Origin of the sequence: Murimonas intestini, from assembly GCF_024622195.1 — a bacterium.
In the GTDB taxonomy this organism is placed as follows: Bacteria; Bacillota; Clostridia; order Lachnospirales; family Lachnospiraceae; genus Murimonas; species Murimonas intestini.
This window is the reverse complement of the sequence record NZ_JANKBI010000029.1, coordinates 1-24,854: the sequence shown is the minus strand read 5'-3', so window position 1 is coordinate 24,854 and position 24,854 is coordinate 1. Positions and strand designations below refer to the sequence as shown.

The window sequence follows — 24,854 nt, the reverse complement described above, 5'->3', positions numbered from 1 at the left end:
AAAGATTTTGAAGAGGTGACAAATGAAAAAAAGAGTAAAGACAGTATTGAGTCCATATCTGTTTCTTTTACCATGTGCACTCCTGATTCTGGTGATTCTCATCTATCCTGTTTTATCCGGGCTGGTGAACAGTTTTTATAATGAAAACCTGATCCGGCCCATAACACCAGTATTTGTGGGAGTGGAGAATTATGCGAAACTGATGAAGGATTCCATGTTCTTAAATGCATTGTGGAGATCCATTGTATGGACTGTAGTTATACTTATATTTGAAATGGCTATGGGATTATTGTTTGCAGTGCTGCTAAGCAAGGATATCTATTGTAAAAAGCTGTTCCGCTGTCTGGTGCTGATTCCATGGATCATTCCTAATGCAATTGCGGGGATCATCTGGAAATGGTTCCTGAACGAGTCATTTGGAATGATGAATTATCTGCTGAAAAGTACAGGGCTTATATCCCACAATCTGGCATGGCTGTCTGATGAAAAGATGGCAGCAGTATCAGTAGTGACAGTAATTATATGGAAAAGTATTCCCTTTGTGGCAATTACGCTGCTGGCCGGAATTCAGGCAATACCGGGAGACCTGTATGAGGCGGCAAAGGTGGATGGAGCCAGGAGCAGCCAATGTTTCCGGTTTATCACGGTTCCCATGCTGAGAAATATTATGCTGATTACGGCGATCCTGACTTCAATATGGAATTTTAACCAGCTGGAGATCATACAGGTAGTGACTAAAGGAGGGCCGGGGGAGGCCACCTTATCACTTCCGGTATATATTTACAGGCTGTTTATGCAGACCTTCCAGACAAGTTATGCATCTGCAGCGGCTGTGGTCATGATGATGGTATTGATTATTCCCTGCATTGTATATGTGAGGAAGCTTTTGAAGGAGTGAGACAATGACAAGAGCACAAAAAAAGAAATACATCAGGATCGGACTTACTATGCTGGTTTTTGTCCTGACAATGATGCTGATTCTGCCCTTTCTCTGGATGATTTCTACTTCCTTCAAGGAAGCAGATGAAATTTTTAAGGAGGTGCCCAAATGGCTGCCCCGCAGGTTTAGCTTTGATAATTATTCTGAGATCTGGAACAGAGGCTATTTTAAGACTTACTTTGTAAATTCCCTGTTTGTTTCCTTTGCAACTATGGGTATATCTCTTGTGGTAGCAATGTTTGCCGGATATGGGATATCGCGGTTCCGATTCCACGGCAGGACCCTTTTCTCTGTGGTCCTTATTGTTGTGCAGATGTTTCCATCCATGCTTCTTCTTATTCCAATGTATATTATTATGAGCAAGCTTGGACTTTTGAACACGCATCTGTCCATGATCATTGCTTATACTACCTTTGCAATGCCATTTTGCGCGTGGATGATAAAAGGATATTTTGATACTATTCCGGTTTCTCTGGAAGATGCGGCCAGAATTGACGGGTGCGGCCGCCTGCGGATCCTGTTTGAAATCATAATGCCTCTTGCAGCTCCCGGAATCGTCACCGTAGCTATGTTTGCATTTATTCTTTCGTGGCAGGAATATATGTATGCACTCACCTTTGCAAGAACAGAGGAGATGCGCACCATCACTGTGGGGATTGCTCTTATGCAGGGGCAGCACGGAAGCGTAAACTGGGGACAGATTATGACGAGTTCTGGAAGAAGATGCACGCGCAGGTGAAGGCGGGGCCGGACGGGAAGCCGGAGTGGATATTCTATCTGCTGGAGAGTGACTGGCTGATCGCGGAACAGCTGGGAATAGTGCATCTGTATGACTGCCTGAAGGGAAAGGCCGTCAATAGTACCGGGGAAACTGGCAAAGTATATGTGACACATGAGATGGTTGATATGGAGGCTTTCGGCGAGGTCAAGCGTAAGATACTTGAGATGAAGGAGAGTCTGCAGTTTGATGAAAACGGCGGGCTGAAGGCATGATTACTGTACCTGCCTTCGGCTGGATAGGAGGAAAATTGGATTTTATTAAATGTATGGAGAATTCCAGGGCTGTCCTTATGGAAGGGGCTCTGGGGGAACGTCTTAAAAGAGAGTATGGATTTGTGATTGACGGCCCTGCCGCTATGGCAGGTCTGGTCCGCAGTGCGGCAGGCAGGGAGGCTCTTCAGGCACTGTGGAGAGAGTATCTGGCTGTAGCGGCCGGGTACGGCCTGCCGTTCCTGGCGATGACGCCCACACGGCGCGCCAACAGGGAAAGAATAAAGGCAGCAGGATTTGATGAGTCGGTTATTAAAGAAAATGTAGAAGCGCTCCGTGAGATTAAAGCAAATGCAGGAACGGAGATGTACATAGGCGGTCTGATGGGCTGCCGGGGGGACGCCTACACAGGGGAGGGCGCTCTTGGGACACAGGAAGCACGCAGCTTTCATGCGTGGCAGGCTGATCTTTTTAAAGAGGCGGGAGCAGACTTTTTATATGCAGGCATCATGCCGGTACTGGCAGAGGCAGAAGGTATGGCCATGGCAATGTCAGATACAGGTCTGCCCTATATCATAAGCTTTACCGTCAGGCAGGACGGCAGGCTGATAGACGGTACTGCCATTGACACTGCTATCAGAGAGATTGACAGCTGCACAGAGAATAATCCTGTTTGTTATATGACTAACTGTGTGCATCCGGATATTGTATACAAGGCTCTGTCACATGATTTCAACAGGACAGAAGCTGTGAGGAGGCGTTTCTGGGGAATACAGGCAAACACATCGCCTCTCCCCTATGAGGAACTGGATGGATGTTCAGATTTAAAGAGCTCTGCACCGGAGGCGCTGGCGGACAGTATGATGAGACTGAGAGATGACTTTGGTTTCAGGATCTTTGGCGGGTGCTGCGGAACAGATGCGTCTCATATGAGGGCTGCCGCAAAAGCCTTGCGGCCCGACTGGTGAACAGTAACCCGGAACCCGAATTAGTGGATAAAAGAGATTGAAATATTGTGCTCAGTATGTTATTATGGCAGCAGAATAATAAAGAGAGGTGTAAAGTGAGAATGGCTGGATTTATAAAATAATCTATTATGAAAACATGTAAATCATATGAACCATTGCGCGCCATTGGGGATTTGTTGTGTTGTCAAAGATGGATTATGTCCGGCCAGCCTCTCTTTTTTTGTGCCCATTTTTTGAAAAATATATAATCTGCGCAGCGCTCCGTTACGCTTAGGCATAAAATACCTGCCTGAATGTAACAGTCGCCAGCGGATGGCAAAAGTGCAAATGTGCAGGCGTATTATGCCGGGCCAGGTATTGTGTGCACTTTGCCCTGATCAGCACATTAAGAGGCCATACCCGGGACATTATGAGAATCGTTTGATAACAGGCGGTTCTCTTTTTTTAGACGCTTTAATATAAGCATGGCGTGCGGACAAAATGTGGACAGGAGTGAAATAATATGGCACAAATAAATGTTTCGGGGCTGACCTTCTGCTATGAGGGAAGCTATGACAATATTTTTGAAAACGCCTCATTCAGTGTGGATACAAACTGGAAGCTGGGGCTGATAGGAAGGAATGGCAAGGGGAAGACAACGTTTTTAAATCTGCTCCTGGGAAAGTATGAATATGAGGGCAGTATTTCAGCACCGTCTTTTTTTGATTACTTCCCATTTGAAATCAGGGAAAAGGATATGGACAGGGACACGATCGATGTGATAGAGACAGTATGCCCGGGTACTGAACTGTGGCGGATATGCACAGAGCTGGCTGGGTTAGAGACAGATGCAGGATTGCTGTATCGCCCGTACAGCAGCTTAAGCCATGGGGAGAGGACAAAGGTGATGCTGGCAGTCCTGTTTTCCAGAGAAAATTATTTCCTGCTCATTGACGAGCCTACAAACCATCTGGACATGCCTACAAGAGAGGCGGTGAGGGATTATCTGAACAAGAAGAAGGGATTTATCCTGGTCTCACATGACAGATGGCTGCTGGACGGATGTGTGGATCACGTGCTGGTGCTGGAGAGGAATCAGATACAGGTGGAGAAGGGCAACTTTACCTCCTGGTGGGAAAACAAGCAGAAGAGGGATGCATTTGAATTCTCAGAAAATGAAAAGTTAAAGGGAGAGGTCAGGAAGCTGGAGGAAGCGTCTAAAAGGACAGCAGCCTGGGCTGCCAGGGTTGAAAAGACAAAGATAGGGTTCAATCCCGTCAAAGAACCTGACCGCAGCAAGGATACGAGAGCCTATATAGGGGAGAAATCTAAGAGGATGCAGCAGAGGCGGAAGAATCTGGAGAGAAGGCAGCAGTCTGCCATAGAACAAAAGTCCCGGCTGCTTAAAAACCTGGAACAGCCGGGAGAACTAAAGCTGATCCCTCTCTCTCACTATAAAGAGATATATGTAAAGGCGGAGGATGCCAGCTTCTGTTATGGCGGAAGGGAGGTACTTGGCCGGTTTAATATGGAGCTGAGACGGGGGAGCAGGACTATTCTGCAGGGCAGGAACGGCTGCGGCAAAACAAGTGTCATTAAGGCGATCCTGACAGCGGAGGGAGCGGAGATCCTGAATCCCCTGCCGAATGAGATAAAGGAGGGCATCCCTGAGATACGCGGCAGGCTGGAAGTGGCGAGAGGGCTGAAGATATCATGGATCAGCCAGGATACCTCATTTTTAAAGGGCAGCCTGGATGATTATATAGAAAAGTCAGGAGTCGGCGCAAGTATGTTTAAAGCAGTTCTGCGTCAGCTGGATTTTGAGCGGGTACAGTTCGAAAAACCAATGGAAAAGTTTTCAGAAGGTCAGAAGAAGAAGGTTCTGATAGCAGGAAGCCTCCTGCAGCAGGCCCATCTGTATATCTGGGATGAGCCGCTGAATTATATTGACATTTTTTCCAGAATGCAGATAGAGGAGCTGATCATGAAATACAACCCTACAATGCTCATTGTGGAGCATGACAGATTCTTCGGAGAGAGATGCGCCCACCAGAAGATACTTCTGTAGGGCACAAATTATCCACGCAGTCAGCGGCCGGACTTGAAAATAATCTTTCTTATGCTTTCAACAGACAGATTAAATTCATCGGCCAGCTCCTGCATGGAGCAGCCGTTTTCTCTATATTTTTCCAGGATCTTTGAATTGCGCTCTATATAGTAGCTTCTGGAGCCGGAATTTTCTCCCCACTTCTTCCGTTCATTTTCTTTGGGAATATAGAGTGTCTCTCCCTGAGTGTACTTCTGTATCTCACGCAGGAGCTCATCCGGCAGTATTTCAGAAGCATTCAGATATCTCATCAGTTTTGACCGTCCTTTCTGCAGGTTTTACTCACCGCTGCTCAAAAACTCTTTAAGGGAAGCATATTCCCGGATTTTGGCATTATGGCTGAGCAGCGTATTGTGAAGGTATTCCTGTATTTTGTGGCCGCGCTGGTTCAAGGCCGTCAGATTATCAGGATCATAGGCATCTAAAATATCCATCTGATCCAGGCCGTATGCTTTTTGGGCAAAGTCCAGCTCCGCCTGCAGGCTGTACCCCCATTGCAGCGTCCTGGCTGCATCTCCTCTGCCGGTATAGCTATACAGGCGGCGGAACCAGTAGGTGCCTTCTTCATACCAGGCAGCCATATCACTGTAATCACAGGTACTGTCCTGTGAGCGGCAGCCTCCGTCCATCTGACTGCAAAGGCCTGTGAGAAATACACGTACTTTTTTAATCATCTCATGAGCGAGTTCACAGCAGTCTTCTATGGTCATGGCATGGATGATCCTGCGGTAGGCGTCAGTATATCCTTCAGGCACAAGAGGCAGTGTATCCAGCACCAGATCCTGCATTTCAGGCCCCTTTTTAAAATACGTGCCATTTATATGCGCCAGTGCTACAGACAGCTGATCTGCGATATAGCAGAGGCCCTTCCTCACATGGCTTAAGTTATCTTCGAAGGCCATGACTTTGTAGGTATCCATGGCTTCAGCGAGCCTGTTAAGTGCTGTTTTCATGGAGTATGAACGATCCTGCAGCCTTTCTCTGGCCAGCTGCTGCAGGTCAGTAAATCTTTTGCAAACTTCTGTATTCCTTGACCAGAGGATGGTGCCGTCAAGCAGGACTGAGGTTAAGCTTTCTTCCAGTGATGCAATATGTTCGAGCCGCTCCCAGGGCATTCCCCAGAAATCATAGCCTATATTTTCTATAACAAAGGTTTTGGCAATGCTCATGCCTTTTTCACTGTTGGGCAGAAAATAGGAAAAGCGGATCTCATTGCCGTCTTCAGGGACATTCCACTGTGGATGGCCCATCAGCAAGTCAACGTCATCAGGCGCCTCTGATTCAATCCTGCGTATAGCCCACTCGTTCATTTCCTCTACATAATATGCCATTTTGACATCTCCTTTCACACATTAGCAGTATTAATTGATCATAAGCCTATTATACTGGATTTAGGAAGATATCCAATACCAAACATTTTTATATTTATTTATTACCCAAAAGGAATAAAAGGTTTTATGACTGAATTCCAGAGTACTGGAGCGTGTATTGGTTTACAACCTTGTTATTTAGATATAATTATGCGCTTTATTCAGGTGGATTTAAGCTACATTATATAAGATAACTTTTGTAGGAGTATAAAAAGCGCTTGCGGGCAGCTGGGTTTAGAACAGCAGTGTCCGCAGATATTTGTGAAGGAGGTCTGTGAATGAATTATCTGGTGATTCCGGCTTATGAGCCGGATGAACATCTTGTGCAGCTGCTGACCGATATGTCAGGCACCCGGACTTTTACCATCTTGGTGGTAAATGACGGAAGCCCTGAAAAATACGATGAGATATTTGAATCTGTAAAAAAATACGGAACTGTTTTAACGCATAAAAAGAATATGGGGAAGGGGGCGGCCCTGAAGACAGCATTTACTTATATTGAACAGATAAATAAAGGCAGATGGGGGATTGTGGTCACAGCAGATGCAGACGGACAGCATCTGCGGGAGGATATTATGGCTGTGTATAATGCCGCTGCCTCACATCCGGGCGAGCTGGTGATTGGAAGCAGGAGGCTGAAAGGCAGGGTGCCTTTAAAGAGCAGACTGGGAAATACAATAACGAGATATATCTTCCGTCTGTCTACTGGTAAAAAAGTGTACGATACACAGAGCGGGCTGAGAGGATTTCCTGTGGACTTTCTGCAGTTCATGTGCAGTGTGGAAGGGCAGCGTTATGACTATGAGATGAACATGCTTCTGGAAGGAACAGAATGTTTTTCTGTCAGAGAAATACCAATTAAAACTGTTTATTTGAATAAAAATGCGGCGTCCCATTTCAGGCCCCTCAGGGATGCGGTGCTGATTTACAAGAATTTATTGAAATTTGCGGCTGCTTCTTTTATAGGCTTTCTTTTAGATTATGGCATTTACGCTGCACTTATCTCACTGCTTGTACAGCTTCCGGCGGAAACACGTCTTATAATTTCCAATGTAATTGCCAGGATATGCAGTGCCTCAGCCAATTATGCCATTAACAGAAATTATGTATTCAGGGACAGCGGAAACGTGCTGAAAACAGGGGCGGAGTATTTTGCATTATCAGGTTTTATCCTGCTGGCAGGTACGTGGGTCCTGGCAGGCATTGGAGGTTCAGGTCTTGTTGATCCTTATATAGCTAAGGTTCTGGTGGACGGTTCTATGTTCCTTCTAAGCTGGTCTGTACAGCAGAGGTTTATTTTTAAGAGGAAAGGGCAGGCAAAGCTATGAAGGATTTCTTAAAAAGGCCGGGGGTATTTGCAGTCCTTTTTGCTGTAGTTCTGATTTTTGCTGACGCTTTTGTAATTCTGGATACTTTTGTCATACCGCACAGCCTTGGAACAGTGGAGGATGATGAGATGCCGCTGATTACTGGTGAAGCTGTCATTACGCAGGATTCGTATAGTGATGATAATATACAGATATCCATCAAAACCATCCGTGAGTATGATACGGCAATATATATTGCAGACGTACAGCTAAGTTCTGCCAAATATCTGCAGACAGCCCTGGCGGATGATACCTTTGGCACAAATATTACACAGAAGACATCAGAGACAGCTGAAGAAAACGGCGCAGTGCTTGCAGTAAACGGCGATTATTACGGTGCCAATTCCAGGGGCTATGTCATAAAGAACGGTGTATTATACAGAGACACGGTGCGCAGGGACAGCAGCTACGGAGATATGGTCCTGTACGGGGACGGCCTGGCAGGAGTAATCTATGAAGAAGAAGTGAGCGCCCAGGAACTGGCAGATGGGGGCGTCAGCCAGCTGTTTGCTTTTGGGCCTGTATTGGTGGAGGACGGGGAAGTGAAAGTCTCTGAAGAGAATGAGGTGGGAAAGGCTATGGCCAGCAACCCGCGGACTGCCATAGGTTATATTGGACCTCTCCACTATATTTTTCTGGTGTCTGACGGGAGGACCGGGGAAAGTGAGGGTCTGTCTTTGTTTGAACTGGCGGGAGTCATGCGGGAATACGGATGCACATTTGCATATAATCTGGATGGAGGAGGCTCCTCAACCATGTACTTTAACGGGAGCGTAATCAACAATCCCACCACAAACGGCAGAAAAATCTCAGAGAGGGCGGTGAGTGATATTGTATACATCGGATATTGAATCCAGTAAGAGAAGATATGCCAGGACATCTCTTTGTTACCTGGCGGTATCTGTACTGTGCATTGTTTTCAGTCTGGTTTATGAAAAATTCAGCTATGGAGAGTACTCAGTATTTATGAGAAATATGTTCCTTTTTCCCCTTCTGGGAGGTATGCTGCCGGCTATTATCCTGCAGCTGACAGGAAAGACAGCGTCTGTGAAAAGAGTGTCATTTAACATGTGGAATGCAGGCATTGCGGTATTTGTGTCAGGCTGCCTTATCAAGGGCGTCATAAATATATCGGGCAGATTTACAGAATACGATAAGTGGTACTGGATAGCAGGGGGAGGTATGCTGGTCCTGGCTGCTGCAGTGGGATTGGCAGGGCGCCATGCCGCCTGTCAGGGCAGAGACAGGCGGCTGTAGGCGCAAAATTTGTTACAGGAACACTGGGGGGTATCAGACTGTACTTTAGGGGTATCAGACCGTACTCTAAATGGAATATTCATAGAGGAAAAATGTCATTTTGCACTTCTGATCCGCGATCTGGAAAGAATGCTCTTTCTGACAGCCGCGCGTCATCCCCTGGTGTTCATAAAACTGATAGTTGCAGCTTGTATCTGTAAATAGAAAGAACTGCTGTATATGTTCAGACCGCATGTAAGACAGCAGTGAATGGAATAATTTTTTGCCGATTCCTTTCCCACGGTATTGAGAGTTTATTGCAAAGAATGCCACTTCCCCCTGATAATTTTTCCGGCAGCTCTTTAATAATTCTTCATCAATGCTGCTTACACAGCCAAATATTTTAGAGACTGACCGTCCCTCTTTTGTGATGTAGAGTGATGCGATGGAGATGAGCAGTTTTATGTCAAGTATGGGTGAACGTTTATACTTACCTATATGTTTACCCATAATAATCCCAACCGGCTGTCCGTTAACGGCGGCTACCCGTGTAAAGGTCTGATTTGCCAGACAGCTGTTCAGGTAGACATGTGCCAGCCTGGCAGCTGTTTTTGGGCTGCTGAATTTATCATAGTTCCATGTCTTTCGTATTATGTCCTCCAGTGCCTGATGGTCTTTTTTGTCATAACTCCTGAGAATAATCTTGTCTTCCATATGTATGTTCCTTTCTGTGTTTTGTTTTTTGGTGTATAATCTACGTAATAGTTCAGGAAACTGAACTGCTGCTGTTTAATATCATAAAGCATACAGTAACTGTACGGTCAAGGGGGAATTTCAGGTGGAAAATGGGAAGTATAAACTTCTGACAATCGGACAATTTGCGGCTCTGCACGAGATCAATAAAAAGACTTTAATGTGGTATGATGAGACCGGGCTGTTCAGGCCCGCTGTTGTTAAGGAGAATGGATACAGGTATTATACGTATTACCAAAGCTCAACACTGGAAACAATCCTGATGCTGAGGGAGCTTGGGGTATCTGTGAGCGAGATAAAGGAATTTATGGAAAAGCGTTCAGCGGAGAAACTGGAGAATCTGCTTGGAGAAAAGATGGCGGAGCTGGACAGGAATATCCTGCATCTGAAGGAGATCAGAAAAGTACTTGTCAGGCAGAGGAAAGACCTGACTGACCTGATAAATATTGACTTGTCAGAAATAAAAATCATTAATAAAGAAGAACAGTACCTTGCAATAGTTGATACCACAAAGGATATGCCCATCGAGGAAGAGATTGAGCTGCAGATTGCGGAAATAAAGAAATACCGGCTGCGAAGGATGTATGACACATCATATGGCTCAATGATATCCGTGGAGAGCCTTGCAAGAGGAGAGTTTGACAATTATTCTGCACTTTTCATGAAGCTGGCGGACCCGTCAAAAAAGAAAGGGCTGCATATCCAGCCACAGGGAAGTTATATGAGGGCATACTGCAGGGGGAGCTGGGACAGGCTTCCGGCCAGATATAAAGAACTGCTGGAATATGCCCGGGAACAGGGACTGGAGCTGCACGGATATTCCTATGAGACGGGAATCAATGAGACAGTCATAGACTCTATGGATGATTACATAACCCAGATAGAGATTCCTGTAGCCTCCCTTATGAGGTGAATACATTTTAAGATTGAATGTATTTTGAGATAAGGTAATGTTTTTTTAAGAACAGAAATGGCAGATTTGAATAAACGGTGCGTATCAGAAAGAGACAGGGAATATGCTGTAATTTGCGGCATGCTCCCTGTCTTTTATGGTATTTATAATTTAGCTATTGACAAAGTGGTTCACTGTATATATACTGTACTTATCAAAAAAGTACAGTATATATACGCTAAGTACAGAAGTGCAGGTGATGAAGTGGAGATAATAATCAGCAACAGTTCGAACAAAGCTATTTATGAACAGATCACATCACAGATTAAAGGAAAAGTAATGAAAGGAGAACTAAAGACAGGAGATCCGCTGCCTGGTATCAGGAGCCTGGCGAAGTCCCTTCATATCAGTGTAATCACAGTCCAGCATGCCTACGAAGAGCTGCAGAAGGATGGATTTATAGAAACGATAGCGGGAAAAGGGACTTATATATCTTTGAAAAACAAAGATTTTCTGAAAGAGGAACAGCTGAGGCAGGCGGAGGATAAGCTTCAGGAAGTGGTGGATATTGCAAAAACAAATGGGATAGGGCTGGACACATTGATAAAGAGCCTTACGCTTTTTTATGAGGAGGAATAGGATGGAGCCGATACTGCAAATCAAAGATCTTACGAAAAAGTACAAAAATTTTACGCTGGATCATGTATCTATGGAAATCCCCCAGGGAATGATATACGGACTGGTGGGAGAAAACGGGGCAGGAAAAACTACGACAATTTCTGCAATTTTAAATATGGTTGAAAAAAATGAAGGCACGATCACTGTATTCGGCAGAGATTATGAACAGGCGGAGAGGGAAATCAAGCAGGATATTGGCGTGGTTATTGACGGACTGGGTCCATACTCCGGGTACTATGTGAAGGATATACATCCAATTATGAAAAAAATCTATGAGAACTGGGACAGAGATCTGTTTTTCGGGTACCTGGACAGCTTCAAGCTTCCGCTGGACAAGAAGATTAAAGATTTATCGAAAGGTATGTCTGTAAAACTGAACTTTGCCATTGCCCTGTCACATCATCCAAGGCTTCTTATACTGGACGAAGCAACAAGCGGTCTGGATCCAGTCATGAGAGATGAGATACTCAGCCTTCTGCAGGAATTTGTATTAGATGGGACCAACAGTGTCCTGCTGTCCACACATATTACAAGTGACCTGGATAAAATAGCAGATTATGTGATGCTTCTGCATGAAGGCAAGGTCATGTTTGTAAAAACAAAAGAAGAACTGGATGTGGATTTCGGTATTCTCCATTGTGGGAAGGATATGTTTAATGCATTGTCAGATGAGGATATTGTATACTATATCAAAGAAGAATTTGAATACAGAGTACTGATCCAGAATAAAAGGGAGCTTAGGGCCAGTATCAGGGATCTGGCTATTGACAGGGCTTCTATTGAAGATATCATGCTGTTTTATATAAGGGGGAAAAAGAGATGACAGGACTTGTTAGAAAAGATTTGCTGGCATATTACAGGAGGTCTACGGTTGCACCTTTTATTATAGAAATAGTGATCGGACTGGGCCTTGTACTATTTTTGAAAAACATATACAGCCTTGTGACAGTTGCAGTTCTGTCCATGCCTATGAACATGTCAGGCTCGCCTACAACATTAAAAGAGATTGAAGCAAACAGTATGGGGGAAAGGTATGCCCTTACACTTCCGTATTCATGGAAAGACTTTGTAAAAGGCAGATTTCTGACGGCTTTTGCAGATGGTCTTGGTTCAGCGGCCACAGGACTTATACTGATTCTGATCCATTACCTTACTGTTGGAACCTTTTCCCTTCCGGTCTATCTGCAGTTCTGGGCAGGCGGTTTCCTGCTTGGATGTGTTTATTTATCTATAAACACCGCGGCAAGTTTTTTTGTGGGGGCAACAGTCACGGCAGTTATATATATAGTTACGGCAGTGTTTACGATAGCAGGCTTTCTGGCATACATACTATTGGACATAAAACTGGATACGCTGGTGACGGCAGAACCTGTATTTTTGTGGATGGCAGGAATCATAACGGCGGCAGGTATTTCTCTGCTGTGTGTGGCTGTGGCATTTACGGCTGTGAAGAGAAGCAGGAGGCGCTGAGTCAGGATGAGGAGATTAATTCTAAAAAAGGGTAATGAAAAACTGCAGGAGATATGTTATGATAAAAAACAGTGACAATTATCGCATTTTATGGGAGAGTCCCATGTATTTATAATAAAAGGAGGCATGTTTTATGAACAGGTATGTTATGGCTGCATAGCACTGGCTATTGCAACTGAGGCTGCGCACTTCGGCGCAAAGATGCACTGGAATATAATATTGCGCGGGCGGTAATTTACGCCGCAATCGAATTTGCCATAGCCATTGCTTTCCGGAAGCAAAAATATATCAGGAGGGCAATATGGGCTATAGGAGGGCAGAGCAGATTCTGCCGGCACACATCATAGAATTAATACAAAGTTATGTAGACGGAGAATGTATCTATATCCCCAGGAAAGAGAATGAAAGACGGAGTTGGGGAGAGAGGACAGATGCACGCAGAGAGATGCAGGAGAGGAACCAGAAGATCTATCTGGATCATATAAAGGGCGCTAAAGTTAAAGAACTGGCGTCGGCATATTTCCTGTCAGAGAAAAGTATCCAGCGGATTCTCCGGGAGAAAAAAATAGAAAAATGACACAAGGGTGCAAAGATTCCAACGCCGGAGGCGGATTAAAAGGATCTTTGCACCCTTGTGTCATTTTTGCATGTATATGCACGTCCGCATGTTTCTGCCGCCTGCTTCCATTTTTCAGGAGGCAGAGACAGGGATTATTTTTTTGTCTAAAAATGTTTGAGGTGGTATCAGGATTCTGAGGACATTATACTGTATGTCATATAACGGCAGGCAGCCGCCTGGAAATGGGAGAGCAGCAATACTTATAGAAAAAACAGGGGGGATATTTTGTTATACAGGATAAATAACGGCATAATCAGATATGCCGCTGATACAATCATAGAAAACATTAATATTGAAATTAAAGATAATGAAAAAATAGCTGTTATTGGCAGGAATGGTTCTGGTAAAACATCTCTGCTCAGATTAATAGCTGAAGAAATTGAGCTGAGTAAAAGGGACAGTGATGAACATATTTATATAGAACAGCATGGCAAGATCCGTATTGGTTATTTAAGCCAGATACCTGAGGAGGACCTGGACATTACATTAGAGGAAGAAATTAATAAGGTATATGAACCTGTTCTGCAAATGATGGACAGGATGGAAGAATTATTAGATTTAATGGTTATAGATCATTCGGATAAAATAATTTCAGAATATGCAGATATCCAGGAAAGGTTCTTCGGGCTGGGCGGTTATGATTATGCAAAAGATATGGATATAGTCCTGGGAAAGCTTGGTTTTGGGAAAAGTGATTATAAAAAGTACCTCAATGAATTTTCCGGAGGGGAGCTGACAAAGATATCCCTGACAAAGGTTATGCTGGAACACCCGGATATCATGCTGCTGGATGAACCTACAAACCATCTGGATGTGAATATGATCGAATGGCTGGAAAACTTTATTAATCATTATGAGAAAGCTGTGGTTATCGTATCGCATGACAGGATGTTTCTGGACAGGACAGTGAAGAAGATATATGAGATAGAGCATAAGACTGTAACAAAATATTCAGGGAATTATACAGATTATGTGAGCCAGAAGCTTATAGAAAGAAATCTCCAGGCTAAAAAATATGAGGAACAGCAGAGAGAGATCGCACGATTAAAGGAAACAGCAGAACGTTTCAAAAATATACCCACGAAATCAGCCATGGCAAGAGCAAAGCTTAAATATATTGAAAGGATGGAGAAGGTAGAAAAACCTAAAATGCCTGATTTAAGGACCTTTCATATGTCTCTGGAACCGGCAGTAAAACCTGCCCGGGAAATATTTAGAAGCAGCAGGCTGCGTATCGGATATGATAATCCCATGTATGAATTAACTGTCCTGATCAAAAGAGGAGAAAAGGTGGGGATCATAGGAGGGAACGGTACTGGAAAAACCACATTACTGAAGACTATTACAGGTGAGATGGAGCCTCTTAGCGGAAGCTTTACATGGGGAGAGAATGTACAGATCGGGTATTTTGCACAGCAGACAGTGAATCAGGCGTCTGACAAAACAGTGTTAGATGAATTCTGGGATGAGTTCCCTCTGTTAGGGCAGAATGAAGTCAGAAAGTATCTGGGGGCATTTATGTTTACACAGGAGAGTGTCTATAAAAAGACCGGAGATTTATCCGGGGGCGAACGTGCCCGTCTGGAGCTGGCAAAAATATTTAAAAAGGGCCCCAATGTATTGATTCTGGATGAACCGACTAATCACATGGATCTTCAGGGAAAAGAGGCACTGGAAAATATCATAATACAGTATACGGGGACTGTGCTGTTTGTGTCCCATGACAGGTATTTTGTGCAGAAGGCAGCCGACAGACTGCTGGTAGTTAATGAAAATGGAATAGACGATTATCCCGGGACTTACAGCAGCTATATAAAAGATAAAAATAAAGCATGAGGAGGAAATTTAATTATGGGTGACCCCTATCACGCTGCATAGCAAAGGCTATTGCAGGAATTAGAGAAAGTCCCCGCAGCTTGCGGGAATAAACAGGCAGTGGCCTTTGCAGATCCTGATTAAATAAAAAAGGAGATGCAGAAAATATGGGCTGCTACGATAAAAAAATATGTAACTGTGAATGGAATGAACATTTACAAAAATTTGATAATTATCCGAACCATGCGGATTATGTAATACATCCCCAAAGTTCATACAGAATAATAAGGAACTGCCCGGGATGCGGCTGTAAAACATCGTATGTCAACACAGGAAACTTCAGGGTGAACGCCAACGGGAACAGGGTAGATATCTGGCTGATCTATCAATGCGAAAAGTGCAGACACACCTACAACGTTACGTTATATGAGCGTGTCAGTCCGTCCTCTGTGGGGGAAGATTTCCGGCTCTTTCAGGAGAACAGCCGGGAACTGGCTCTGCGCTGGGGGTGTGACAAGGGGCTGTTCCAGAGAAACAGGGCAGAGATAGACCTGGAGAATATAGAGTATACTATAGTTCATGTCAGGCAGGTAGGCAGGCTGGAGGGAAATATCAGTATCTGTATACGGAATCCATTTGAATTAAAGATAAGGACTGAAAAGGTTCTGGCAGAAATACTGGAAGTCAGCAGGAGCCGTCTGAAGAGTATGATAAAAGAAGGCAGGGTAGAGATACAGGGCAGATATATTGGGAGGGAAAGTAAAATAGAAGTGAGGCAGGATGCGCCCCAGGGGCCGCTATATTAGTATACGACCAGCAAACTGAATACTGGCAATTGTGAATCAGATACACTGCTGTTATAATGAAAGAAGATGAGAAAGAGACAGTTAAGTCTAAGTCAGATGAGGAGGAAATCATAAAAACTATGGATATAGTAAGATATGGAATCGCAGGAATGGGCTCAATAGGAATGATGCATGCAGATAAACTGTTGTCAGGGAGCATACCGGGCGGAATTCTCTGTGCAGTATGTACAGGGCATACAGAAAAGCTGCAGTCTTTTAAAGAGAAATACCCGGATGTCAGGATATGCGGCAGTTACCGGGAAATGCTTTCATATGTGGATGCTGTGCTGATAGCGACACCCCATCCGCTGCATCCTCAAATGGCAATAGAGGCATTTGGTGCAGGGAAGCATGTACTGATTGAAAAACCGGCGGGAGCGGATACAAAGCATGTGCGCCTTATGAATAAGGCAGCTGCAGACTCAGGAAAGGTATTCGCGATCATGTACAATATGCGTATGAATCCTTTGTATAAAAAAGTGAGGGAGCTGGTCAGGTCCGGTGAACTGGGGGCCCTAAAAAGGATAACCTGGCTTGTTACAGACTGGTACAGAAGCCAGGCCTATTATGACACGGGAACATGGCGGGCTACCTGGGAAGGAGAAGGCGGCGGGGTTCTTATGAATCAGGCTGTCCACAATCTGGATCTTTTGCAGTGGATAACCGGGATGCCAGATTCAGTGCAGGCTTTTATGCAATATGGGGCCGGTCACAATATACAGGTAGAAGATGATGTGACAGCATATTTGCAATTTCCGGGCGGGGCAACAGGCCTGTTCGTGACGGCGACACACGAAGTCCCCGGCACAAACCGCCTGGAGATAGCGGGGGACAGAGGAAAACTTGTTGCAGAGAATAATGAGATCATTTTTTATCGAAACAGAATCAGTGAGAGGGAATTTAATATTATAAATACAGACCCCTTTGCAAAGCCAGAAAACTGGCGCTGCCACGTACCGGTAAAAGAAGGCGGAGACGGCCATGCAGGCATACTGCGGGAATTTACAGATGCTATCTTGTATGGAAAAAGGCTGACAGCCCCGGGGGAAGATGGAATCCTGGGACTGACGCTTGCCAATGCCATGTACTTGTCAGCGGCTCAGGGGAAACAGGTAGATCTGAAAACGTGGGATGATGATGAATACTATGAACTTCTGCGGGGGAGGATTGAAAAAGAGAAGTATTTAAAATAACTGAGAAGGAAGCGGAAATACCTCAATTGTAAATCGAAATGCAACCCTTTCGATTTCTAAATTAACCAATAGTTACAATGAAGCGGAAATATTGGTTTAACAGTAACAAATTGAGTCAACTATATTTAACTTATGCAAAATATAGTTGACATTTTTGCTGCAATTGATATAATATATAATATGAGTAACGGAGGATCAGTAACGGAGTAAGAGAAGAATACAGAGAAAGCTTAACTGATAAGTTCCGCTAATAGAGCAGCGGATATGCCAGGACGGCCGGGGACAATATAGAGCAAACCGGATACCGCCTTGCAGCAAGTAAACTGGAGTATATTTACACAGATACGCTCTGGAACGGACAGGAATATGAAGAATTTAAAAATAAAGATAGCCCGGATGGAGATGGGGATATCTCAGATCCAGCTGGCAGAAATGGCAGGTGTCACGCGGCAGACAATAGGCATGATAGAGGCCGGTGATTTCAACCCATCCTTGAGGCTATGCATTGATATCTGCAGGAGTCTCAATAAGACTTTAGATGAGCTATTCTGGGAGGAGGATTTGAAATGAGAAATGGAGAGTTAGATGAAAGACAGAAGCAGAAGAGAGTGGAGGCCGGGAACAGGTCTTTTTGGATCGTAATAAGCCTGTGTCTTGCCATGAACTTTATTACTCTGTTTTGGGATGTGAGTGATAAATATATGTCTTTGGGGTACAGTCTGATAGTCCTGGCAGGAATCCTGTCTTATTCCGCCGGAAATATCAGAGAAGGGATCTGGGATTCCAAGCTTCCGGCAGGACCGCTGGGCAGTCTTCTCTTTAGCTTCTGTTTCTCAGGCATAATCACTATCTTTTACTGGGGAATGCTCATAGCTGCAAGAAACCCGGGAGATGATTTGCCGGTTAATAAAATGGCTGGTATATGTTTTTCTGTGGTATTTGTGATCACCTTTGCTATTTATTTTGTAATGGGATGGCTGACAGACAAAGCAAGAAAAAGAAATGAAGAAAAATACGCAGATGAATAAAAAACCGTAACTGTTCTATATCTTCACAGTCACATAAAATCTAAATACTGGTTTTCCGTATTGGGGCAATGCATTATTAGCGAGCTGCTGTGGAAGACTGGTATTTTTTATTTAATACTAAGCTTCGTTCTCCATAAAATACAGTCCTCCGGCATAAAATCCGGAATGTTATGTGGCCTGGGAAAGTTGAGAAAAATTTTCATAAATAATTTTTTTTTAAATTTACTGTTGACTTTTTTTCCGCTTGTGTGTTAATATTCGCATGCGGTGCGCAAGAGATGCCATGTATAAGAAGCAGGCATGAGGCGCATTTTATTTTGAATTATAGTTAGTTAAAACTAACCAATATTTGGCATTCTCTGAAATTTATCATTATGTGGTTACCACGGATCTGGATTGAGAGTACGAGATTGAGATGTGTATTCAGGAGAAATAGGGCAGATGAGGCAAGCCATATACTGCAATATGCCAAATACTGCAATCTGTCAAATGCTGCAGTTCTGGTAAAGCCGGGACAGTGATAAAAGCTGAGATAAACTGTATGTATGGGTTAGATATAACTAACAGAAATGGAGGTATGCTGTATTAAAAAGTGGAGGTTAACAATCATTTTGTCTGTCAGCCTTATTTTACTATCGGTATTTTCGCTGTTCCAGGGGGTACTTGAAATGACGGTAACAGGGCTGGTCAGCGGGGATTTTGAACAGATCGAGATTCTGATGATCTCGCGGCTTCCCAGACTTCTGGCTATAGTATGTACAGGAATAGGGATGAGTGTGGCGGGGCTTATCATGCAGCAATTGTGCATGAACAAATTCGTTTCGCCCACAACAGGGGCTACCATATCGTCTGCTCAGCTGGGGATATTGCTGGCACTGCTGTTCCTGCCTTCATCTACATTGTGGGGAAGAGCCATATTTGCTTTTATAGCAGCAGTCTTCGGAACATGGACATTTGTATGGTTCATACAGAAAGTTCAGTTCAAAGATATTATTATGGTTCCTTTGGTGGGGATCATGTTTGGAAATGTCATTGGAGGGATCACCAGTTATCTGGCTTACAGGTATGAGATGACCCAGGCACTGTCATCCTGGCTTGTTGGACATTTCTCGCTGGTAATAAGAGGAAGGTATGAGCTTGTCTATCTTGTACTGCCCCTGGTAATCATTGCATTTATCTTTGCCAATCATTTCAATATTGTTGGGATGGGAAAAGATTTTTCTAAAAACCTGGGTGTCCGCTACAATCTTGTCCTTTTTATGGGACTGACGATTGCTGCCCTGATTACGGCCAGCGTAGTTGTGGTGGTAGGAAGCATTTCCTACATAGGTCTGATCGTACCGAATATAGTGGCGATGTTCAAGGGGGACAAGATCAGAGGAACTCTGACAGATACTGCATTGTTTGGAGCTATATTTGTCCTTGTCTGTGACATGATCGGGCGTGTGATCATTATGCCGTATGAGCTTCCAATCGAACTGATAGCAGGTGTGCTTGGCAGTCTGATATTTATCGGCCTGCTTATCTGCAGGCTGAATAATGGAAGAAGGGGGATACGCTTCAGGCATTCTGCAAACGGCTGTACAGCCCCACCGGCAGATGGAGGTGCAGAATCATGAACTATGCGGGGAAAAAAGTAAATACTAAAAAAATGATCATACTTGCCATACTGGTTCTGGCGGCGGCAATCGCTTATATCTTTGTTTCTGTTAATTTTAAATATTTTGGCTATACAATGAAAATCAGGATACCAAAGCTTGCTGTGATGCTTATCACCGCTTTTTGTATAGGAAGTGCTTCTATTGTATTTCAGTCGATTATTAATAATACAATAGTAACTCCCTGTCTTCTGGGAATGAATTCATTATACGCGCTGATCCATACTGCTGTCGTCTTCTTTTTTGGTTCCGCCAGCCTGCTGGCCAGAAATAAAAATTTATCTTTTGTAGTGGATCTGGTGCTTATGGGAATCATTGCCACGGTAATATACAGTTATCTGTTTAAAAAGACAAAACATAATGTACTATATGTTCTTCTGGCAGGCACAGTTATGTCAACGTTTTTTTCAAGTATGCAGAGCAGCCTGACAAGAATTATGGACCCTAATGAATATGATTCTCTTCTGGCTTCCCTGGTAGCCAGCTTCAGCAATATAAATTCAGACATTATTGTTTTGTCGCTTGTGATGATCGCTCTTGTAATCCTTATCCTGAGAAAAGAACTGGTACTGCTGGATGTCATTACATTGGGAAAAGAGCAGGCTATTAATCTGGGGGTAGACTATGACAGGACAATTAGGCGTCTTCTGCTTGGAGTGACACTGTTTATCGCCATAGCTACTGCCATGGTAGGCCCAATTTCTTTTCTTGGACTGATCATAGCTAACTTATCACGGCAGCTGTTCAAGACATACAGGCACACATACCTGATTGCCGGCTCGGCTTTGATCGGTATGGCAGTTCTTGTGGGGGGACAGATCGCAGTGGAACAGATTTTTGCATACAGTGTACCCATCAGTGTATTTATCACAGTTGGAGGAGGACTCTATTTTCTATATCTGCTGCTAAGGAACAGGAGGGCGTAAAATGCTTATAGAAGGACTTACTAAGAAATATGACGATAAGACAGTAGTTGATTCTGTCACCTTTGAAATTCCGAAAGGGAAGGTGCTTTCACTGATCGGCCCAAATGGCGCCGGAAAATCTACTGTAATGGGGATTATTTCACGTCTGGTGGCCAGGGATGCAGGACTGGTGAGCTTTGACGGCAAGGATATTTCGAAATGGAAGAGCAGGGAGCTGGCAAAACGGCTGGCGATATTGACACAGTCGAACAATATACAGATGAAACTGACGGTCAGGGAACTGGTTGCCTTCGGAAGATTTCCATACAGTGGGAATCGTACTACGAAGGAGGATGAAGAAATCATAGATAAAGCCATTGCTTATATGGAGCTGGAGGAATTTCAGGACAGGTTTATTGATGAATTGTCAGGAGGACAGCGTCAGAGAGCCTATATTGCTATGGTCATTGCACAGGATACAGAATACATTCTGCTGGATGAGCCTACTAATAATTTGGATATTTACCACGCAACTAATATGATGAAAATAGTACGCCGCCTTTGTGATGAACTGGGAAAGACAGTGATACTTGTACTTCATGAGATTAACTATGCAGCTTTTTATTCAGATTATATCTGTGCTTTTGTGGATGGAAAAATTGCCAAATTCGGTACAGTTGAGGAGGTGATGACAAAGGAGAATCTATCACAGATTTACCGGGTAGATTTTGAAATTCAGGAAATAGAGGGGAAACCTCTCTCAATTTATTATTAACCATTGACACTGTCAAGAATCCAGGGCGTTCTTGAATCAATAAGCAGCCCGCACAGGGCTGATTTCGAATGCTTTCGGGATTTCGGGGACACGAAGTGCGGAGAAAACCGCAGGGATCACAATTATTTTGTACAATTAATATAAGGAGACAATAATTAATGAAAAAGATACTTACATTAACACTTGCAGCTATGATGACTATTTCACTTGCAGCCTGCACAAGCCAGAAAGAGGAAAAAGGAACTGAAGCAGTTACGGAAAATAAGGTAGTTACTGAAAAAGAAAGTGAGACAGCAGCGCAGGAATCAGAAGTACAGGAATCAGAAGCGCAGACTGAACAGGAAACTTTTGGTGCAGGAATTACAGAGGCGGATACTGTAGAAAGTGAGAAGGATACAGAGACAAATACCGGGGCAGACACTGAAACTAATACAAATGAAGCAACAGAGGCATCCACAGAGGCGGACGGAGCTAAAGTGCAGGACACAATTACAGTCACATCCCTCAATGGAGATGGGGAAAAGACAGAGGTGGAGGTTCCATATGACCCGCAGAGAGTTGCGATTCTCGATATGGCGGTTCTGGATATGCTGGACAACTGGGAGTTGGGAGACCGCGTGGTGGGCATGCCTAAGTCTTCACAGATAGATTATCTTATGGAGTATAATGAAAACAAAGAAATAACAAATCTGGGAACATTGAAAGAAGTTGATATGGAAGCTCTTATGAGCAGCGAACCGGATATTATCTTTATTGGAGGACGACTGAGTGCACAGTATGAAGCATTATCAGAAATTGCCCCTGTCATATACACAGCAACAGATTATGATGCAGGTCTCATACAGAGCATAAAAAATAATTCAGATATGATTGCTTCTATTTTTGGTATGCAGGAAAAAGCTGCAGAAGAACTTGCAGGCTTTGACCAACGGGTAGATGCACTTGCAAAAGCTGCGGAGGGAAAAACAGCAGTGATAGGTATGGTCACCAGCAGTAATTTTAATACGCTGGGAAACGGAAGCAGATGCTCATTGATAGGAAATGAAATTGGATTTGAGAACCTGGCAGACAATGTAGATTCAACTCATGGAAACGAGTCATCATTTGAGCTTCTCGTATCACTGAATCCGGATTACATATTTGTACTGGACCGCGATTCAGCTATCAGCACAGAAGGAGCGCAGCTGGCACAGGAAGTAATGGAAAACGAACTTGTACAGAAAACAGATGCATACAAAGAAGGAAATATTGTATACCTGACTCCAACGGTATGGTATCTGGCGGAAGGCGGAATCACCGCCATGGATGTCATGCTCAGTGACCTGGAGGCAGGGATTCTGGGAAAATAAAAAAGAAAATGTGAATAGTTAATCAAGAAACAATAGGAATCCTGTTTGCAGATAGAATACTGCAGATAGGATTCCTGATTGAGCTAATATGAAGTTGTGATGGATATTGATCTGGTACATTAAAGTAAGAATGTAGAGGTATACTTTAGTTTTGTGAGTGATCAGGTGCGAATGTGGAGTGAACATAAAAATCCTGAGTGATTCGCACCAAAAATTGAGAACTTTACATACCGGATAATTATGGAATAAAAATAATATCGAAAATTATTAGAGGGATATTGTGGAAATGGTATAAAAATGGTAGAATGAGATGGGAAGTAGTTGGTAATATTTGCTGTCGAGGCCTGCGAGGGCCTTGTGGGTTGAAATTTTGTTTATGCCACTCACAGTAAGATATAGATTTCGTCGAGGCCTGCGAGGGCCTTGTGGGTTGAAATGCTCGCTCTCCACATAGGGTGATAAAATGTAAACGTCGAGGCCTGCGAGGGCCTTGTGGGTTGAAATCACCACGAACACAGTAACAGCGGCCGCAGTCGGGGGTCGAGGCCTGCGAGGGCCTTGTGGGTTGAAATCAGTAAAGGCTTTCTTATCGATAATAAAATAATACGTCGAGGCCTGCGAGGGCCTTGTGGGTTGAAATACTTACTCCACATGGATAGTTGAGTTCCAGACGGTCGTCGAGGCCTGCGAGGGCCTTGTGGGTTGAAATTGTTTCTTGCGCCACTATACAACACCTCCCATATTGTCGAGGCCTGCGAGGGCCTTGTGGGTTGAAATTTTCGGCCTTTAGTGCAATCCATCAAATCTTTTGTCGAGGCCTGCGAGGGCCTTGTGGGTTGAAATAGCAGATTCGAAACTGTCTACTACAACAGCCTTTGTCGAGGCCTGCGAGGGCCTTGTGGGTTGAAATTCCTCACCTCAAAATGTTAATTATGCCATCCAAGTCGAGGCCTGCGAGGGCCTTGTGGGTTGAAATCGGGTTGAGGGAAGGTGAGGTGTGTAGTCTCTTGTCGAGGCCTGCGAGGGCCTTGTGGGTTGAAATGTCATGTAGGAGTTGTCTTTCATCAAATTCCAAAAGTCGAGGCCTGCGAGGGCCTTGTGGGTTGAAATGATTCTCGTAAAATCAGACGATGGAAAAGTATACGTCGAGGCCTGCGAGGGCCTTGTGGGTTGAAATCAGAAGATTACGAATTTGATGACTTTGCATTTAGTCGAGGCCTGCGAGGGCCTTGTGGGTTGAAATTGTAAATGCTGATGACAACGGAGCAGTGAGCGTGGGTCGAGGCCTGCGAGGGCCTTGTGGGTTGAAATAACACAATACGCACACACTTTTATGGCACGAAAGTCGAGGCCTGCGAGGGCCTTGTGGGTTGAAATTTAAACCGGGGATCATACTTGATTGTAAAACTCTGTCGAGGCCTGCGAGGGCCTTGTGGGTTGAAATGATAGTGTTTCCAGTGAATCAGCCTGCTGCCTAGTCGAGGCCTGCGAGGGCCTTGTGGGTTGAAATGTGATGTACTTTGCCATTCCCACAAGTCCATTCGTCGAGGCCTGCGAGGGCCTTGTGGGTTGAAATCCATAATCTCTCACTTTTAAATTGTACATAAGCCGTCGAGGCCTGCGAGGGCCTTGTGGGTTGAAATGATTCCCCGGTAAATAAAGTTTTTTTCTGCAATGTCGAGGCCTGCGAGGGCCTTGTGGGTTGAAATCAGATCGTTGTTGCGATATTTGTAATAGTCGAACATGTCGAGGCCTGCGAGGGCCTTGTGGGTTGAAATGGCTTACGCCCCATGATACCACCCTGATGTTAGAATATAAATAGTACAAGTCAAAATGAGAATTTCTCATTAGAAAAATCATGGTACAATATAGGTACCTCACTGAAGGAGAATCTCATTATGACAAAACACTATGACA

25 protein-coding genes and 1 CRISPR repeat array are annotated in these 24,854 nt (G+C 44.1%); of the genes, 22 read left to right on the top strand and 3 right to left on the bottom strand.

Annotated features, from left to right (window positions below; all coding sequences use genetic code 11):
* Positions 1-22 precede the first annotated feature (22 nt).
* From NSB28_RS24235 to abc-f, 5 genes are all read left to right on the top strand, one after another.
* A complete protein-coding gene (locus tag NSB28_RS24235; RefSeq protein WP_109748738.1) occupies positions 23-898 on the top strand; it encodes a carbohydrate ABC transporter permease in 876 nt (291 codons plus the stop codon).
* Between the two features lie 4 nt (positions 899-902).
* Positions 903-1,679 carry a carbohydrate ABC transporter permease gene (locus NSB28_RS24230; RefSeq protein ID WP_109748737.1) on the top strand — a complete coding sequence of 259 codons (777 nt, stop codon included), beginning with the start codon at positions 903-905 and terminating at the stop codon, positions 1,677-1,679.
* Positions 1,664-1,933, top strand: coding sequence for a hypothetical protein (locus NSB28_RS24225; protein ID WP_257497939.1), 270 nt, complete (start codon positions 1,664-1,666; stop codon positions 1,931-1,933). Before NSB28_RS24230 ends, NSB28_RS24225 begins: the two co-directional genes overlap by 16 nt.
* Positions 1,934-1,968: 35 nt before the next feature.
* Complete coding sequence (locus tag NSB28_RS24220) at positions 1,969-2,898, top strand: homocysteine S-methyltransferase family protein (RefSeq protein WP_257497938.1); 930 nt, start codon at positions 1,969-1,971, stop codon at positions 2,896-2,898.
* A gap of 502 nt (positions 2,899-3,400) precedes the next feature.
* On the top strand, positions 3,401-4,945 hold the full coding sequence (abc-f, locus tag NSB28_RS24215; RefSeq protein ID WP_109748735.1) for a ribosomal protection-like ABC-F family protein: 1,545 nt from the start codon (positions 3,401-3,403) through the stop codon (positions 4,943-4,945).
* Between the two features lie 20 nt (positions 4,946-4,965).
* Here the strand turns inward: abc-f and NSB28_RS24210 are convergent, their stop codons facing one another.
* A complete protein-coding gene (locus tag NSB28_RS24210; protein ID WP_109748734.1) occupies positions 4,966-5,235 on the bottom strand; it encodes a CD3324 family protein in 270 nt (89 codons plus the stop codon).
* Between the two features lie 27 nt (positions 5,236-5,262).
* Positions 5,263-6,315, bottom strand: coding sequence for a hypothetical protein (locus tag NSB28_RS24205; RefSeq protein ID WP_109748733.1), 1,053 nt, complete (start codon positions 6,313-6,315; stop codon positions 5,263-5,265).
* 317 nt (positions 6,316-6,632) lie between these two features.
* On the opposite strand from NSB28_RS24205, the gene NSB28_RS24200 reads away from it, so the two are divergent.
* Genes NSB28_RS24200 through NSB28_RS24190 form a run of 3 tightly spaced genes read left to right on the top strand, consistent with a single transcriptional unit; the run spans position 6,633 to position 8,978 of the window.
* Complete coding sequence (locus NSB28_RS24200) at positions 6,633-7,682, top strand: bifunctional glycosyltransferase family 2/GtrA family protein (protein WP_109748732.1); 1,050 nt, start codon at positions 6,633-6,635, stop codon at positions 7,680-7,682.
* Positions 7,679-8,572 (top strand): phosphodiester glycosidase family protein, encoded by an 894-nt coding sequence (locus NSB28_RS24195; RefSeq protein WP_109748731.1) that lies wholly within the window; start codon positions 7,679-7,681, stop codon positions 8,570-8,572. Before NSB28_RS24200 ends, NSB28_RS24195 begins: the two co-directional genes overlap by 4 nt.
* Positions 8,547-8,978: a hypothetical protein gene (locus NSB28_RS24190; RefSeq protein ID WP_109748730.1), complete on the top strand. Its 432-nt coding sequence runs from the start codon at positions 8,547-8,549 to the stop codon at positions 8,976-8,978. Before NSB28_RS24195 ends, NSB28_RS24190 begins: the two co-directional genes overlap by 26 nt.
* Positions 8,979-9,044: 66 nt before the next feature.
* On the opposite strand, the gene NSB28_RS24185 is transcribed toward NSB28_RS24190, so the two are convergent.
* The gene (locus NSB28_RS24185; RefSeq protein ID WP_109748729.1) at positions 9,045-9,671 is read right to left on the bottom strand and encodes a GNAT family N-acetyltransferase; all 627 of its coding nucleotides are present in this window, start codon (positions 9,669-9,671) and stop codon (positions 9,045-9,047) included.
* A 124-nt stretch (positions 9,672-9,795) separates the two neighbouring features.
* Here NSB28_RS24185 and NSB28_RS24180 point away from each other — a divergent pair, with 124 nt between their 5' ends.
* From NSB28_RS24180 to NSB28_RS24115, 14 genes are all read left to right on the top strand, one after another.
* The gene (locus NSB28_RS24180) at positions 9,796-10,623 is read left to right on the top strand and encodes a MerR family transcriptional regulator (protein WP_109748728.1); all 828 of its coding nucleotides are present in this window, start codon (positions 9,796-9,798) and stop codon (positions 10,621-10,623) included.
* Between the two features lie 243 nt (positions 10,624-10,866).
* Positions 10,867-11,241, top strand: coding sequence for a GntR family transcriptional regulator (locus NSB28_RS24175; protein ID WP_109748755.1), 375 nt, complete (start codon positions 10,867-10,869; stop codon positions 11,239-11,241).
* A gap of 1 nt (position 11,242) precedes the next feature.
* Positions 11,243-12,103, top strand: a complete 861-nt coding sequence (locus tag NSB28_RS24170; protein WP_109748727.1) for an ABC transporter ATP-binding protein — start codon at positions 11,243-11,245, stop codon at positions 12,101-12,103.
* On the top strand, positions 12,100-12,750 hold the full coding sequence (locus tag NSB28_RS24165; RefSeq protein ID WP_109748726.1) for an ABC-2 transporter permease: 651 nt from the start codon (positions 12,100-12,102) through the stop codon (positions 12,748-12,750). Before NSB28_RS24170 ends, NSB28_RS24165 begins: the two co-directional genes overlap by 4 nt.
* Positions 12,751-13,051: 301 nt before the next feature.
* The gene (locus tag NSB28_RS24160) at positions 13,052-13,327 is read left to right on the top strand and encodes a CD3324 family protein (protein ID WP_109748725.1); all 276 of its coding nucleotides are present in this window, start codon (positions 13,052-13,054) and stop codon (positions 13,325-13,327) included.
* A 267-nt stretch (positions 13,328-13,594) separates the two neighbouring features.
* The gene (locus NSB28_RS24155; protein WP_109748724.1) at positions 13,595-15,205 is read left to right on the top strand and encodes an ABC-F family ATP-binding cassette domain-containing protein; all 1,611 of its coding nucleotides are present in this window, start codon (positions 13,595-13,597) and stop codon (positions 15,203-15,205) included.
* Positions 15,206-15,351: 146 nt separating this feature from the next.
* On the top strand, positions 15,352-15,990 hold the full coding sequence (locus tag NSB28_RS24150; RefSeq protein ID WP_109748723.1) for a DUF1062 domain-containing protein: 639 nt from the start codon (positions 15,352-15,354) through the stop codon (positions 15,988-15,990).
* 119 nt (positions 15,991-16,109) lie between these two features.
* Positions 16,110-17,222, top strand: a complete 1,113-nt coding sequence (locus tag NSB28_RS24145; protein ID WP_109748754.1) for a Gfo/Idh/MocA family protein — start codon at positions 16,110-16,112, stop codon at positions 17,220-17,222.
* Between the two features lie 366 nt (positions 17,223-17,588).
* Entirely contained in the window at positions 17,589-17,792 is a 204-nt protein-coding gene (locus NSB28_RS24140) for a helix-turn-helix transcriptional regulator (protein ID WP_109748753.1), read from the top strand.
* A complete protein-coding gene (locus NSB28_RS24135; protein WP_109748722.1) occupies positions 17,789-18,250 on the top strand; it encodes a hypothetical protein in 462 nt (153 codons plus the stop codon). Before NSB28_RS24140 ends, NSB28_RS24135 begins: the two co-directional genes overlap by 4 nt.
* A gap of 668 nt (positions 18,251-18,918) precedes the next feature.
* Positions 18,919-19,869 carry an ABC transporter permease gene (locus tag NSB28_RS24130; RefSeq protein ID WP_392391522.1) on the top strand — a complete coding sequence of 317 codons (951 nt, stop codon included), beginning with the start codon at positions 18,919-18,921 and terminating at the stop codon, positions 19,867-19,869.
* On the top strand, positions 19,866-20,834 hold the full coding sequence (locus tag NSB28_RS24125) for an iron chelate uptake ABC transporter family permease subunit (RefSeq protein ID WP_109748720.1): 969 nt from the start codon (positions 19,866-19,868) through the stop codon (positions 20,832-20,834). The genes NSB28_RS24130 and NSB28_RS24125 overlap by 4 nt, the downstream gene beginning before the upstream one ends.
* Position 20,835: 1 nt before the next feature.
* Entirely contained in the window at positions 20,836-21,588 is a 753-nt protein-coding gene (locus NSB28_RS24120; protein WP_109748719.1) for an iron ABC transporter ATP-binding protein, read from the top strand.
* Between the two features lie 158 nt (positions 21,589-21,746).
* A complete protein-coding gene (locus tag NSB28_RS24115) occupies positions 21,747-22,937 on the top strand; it encodes a siderophore ABC transporter substrate-binding protein (RefSeq protein ID WP_257497936.1) in 1,191 nt (396 codons plus the stop codon).
* Positions 22,938-23,273: 336 nt separating this feature from the next.
* Positions 23,274-24,715: direct repeats of the CRISPR family, unit length 33 nt; unit sequence GTCGAGGCCTGCGAGGGCCTTGTGGGTTGAAAT.
* Between the last annotated feature and the right edge of the window lie 139 nt (positions 24,716-24,854).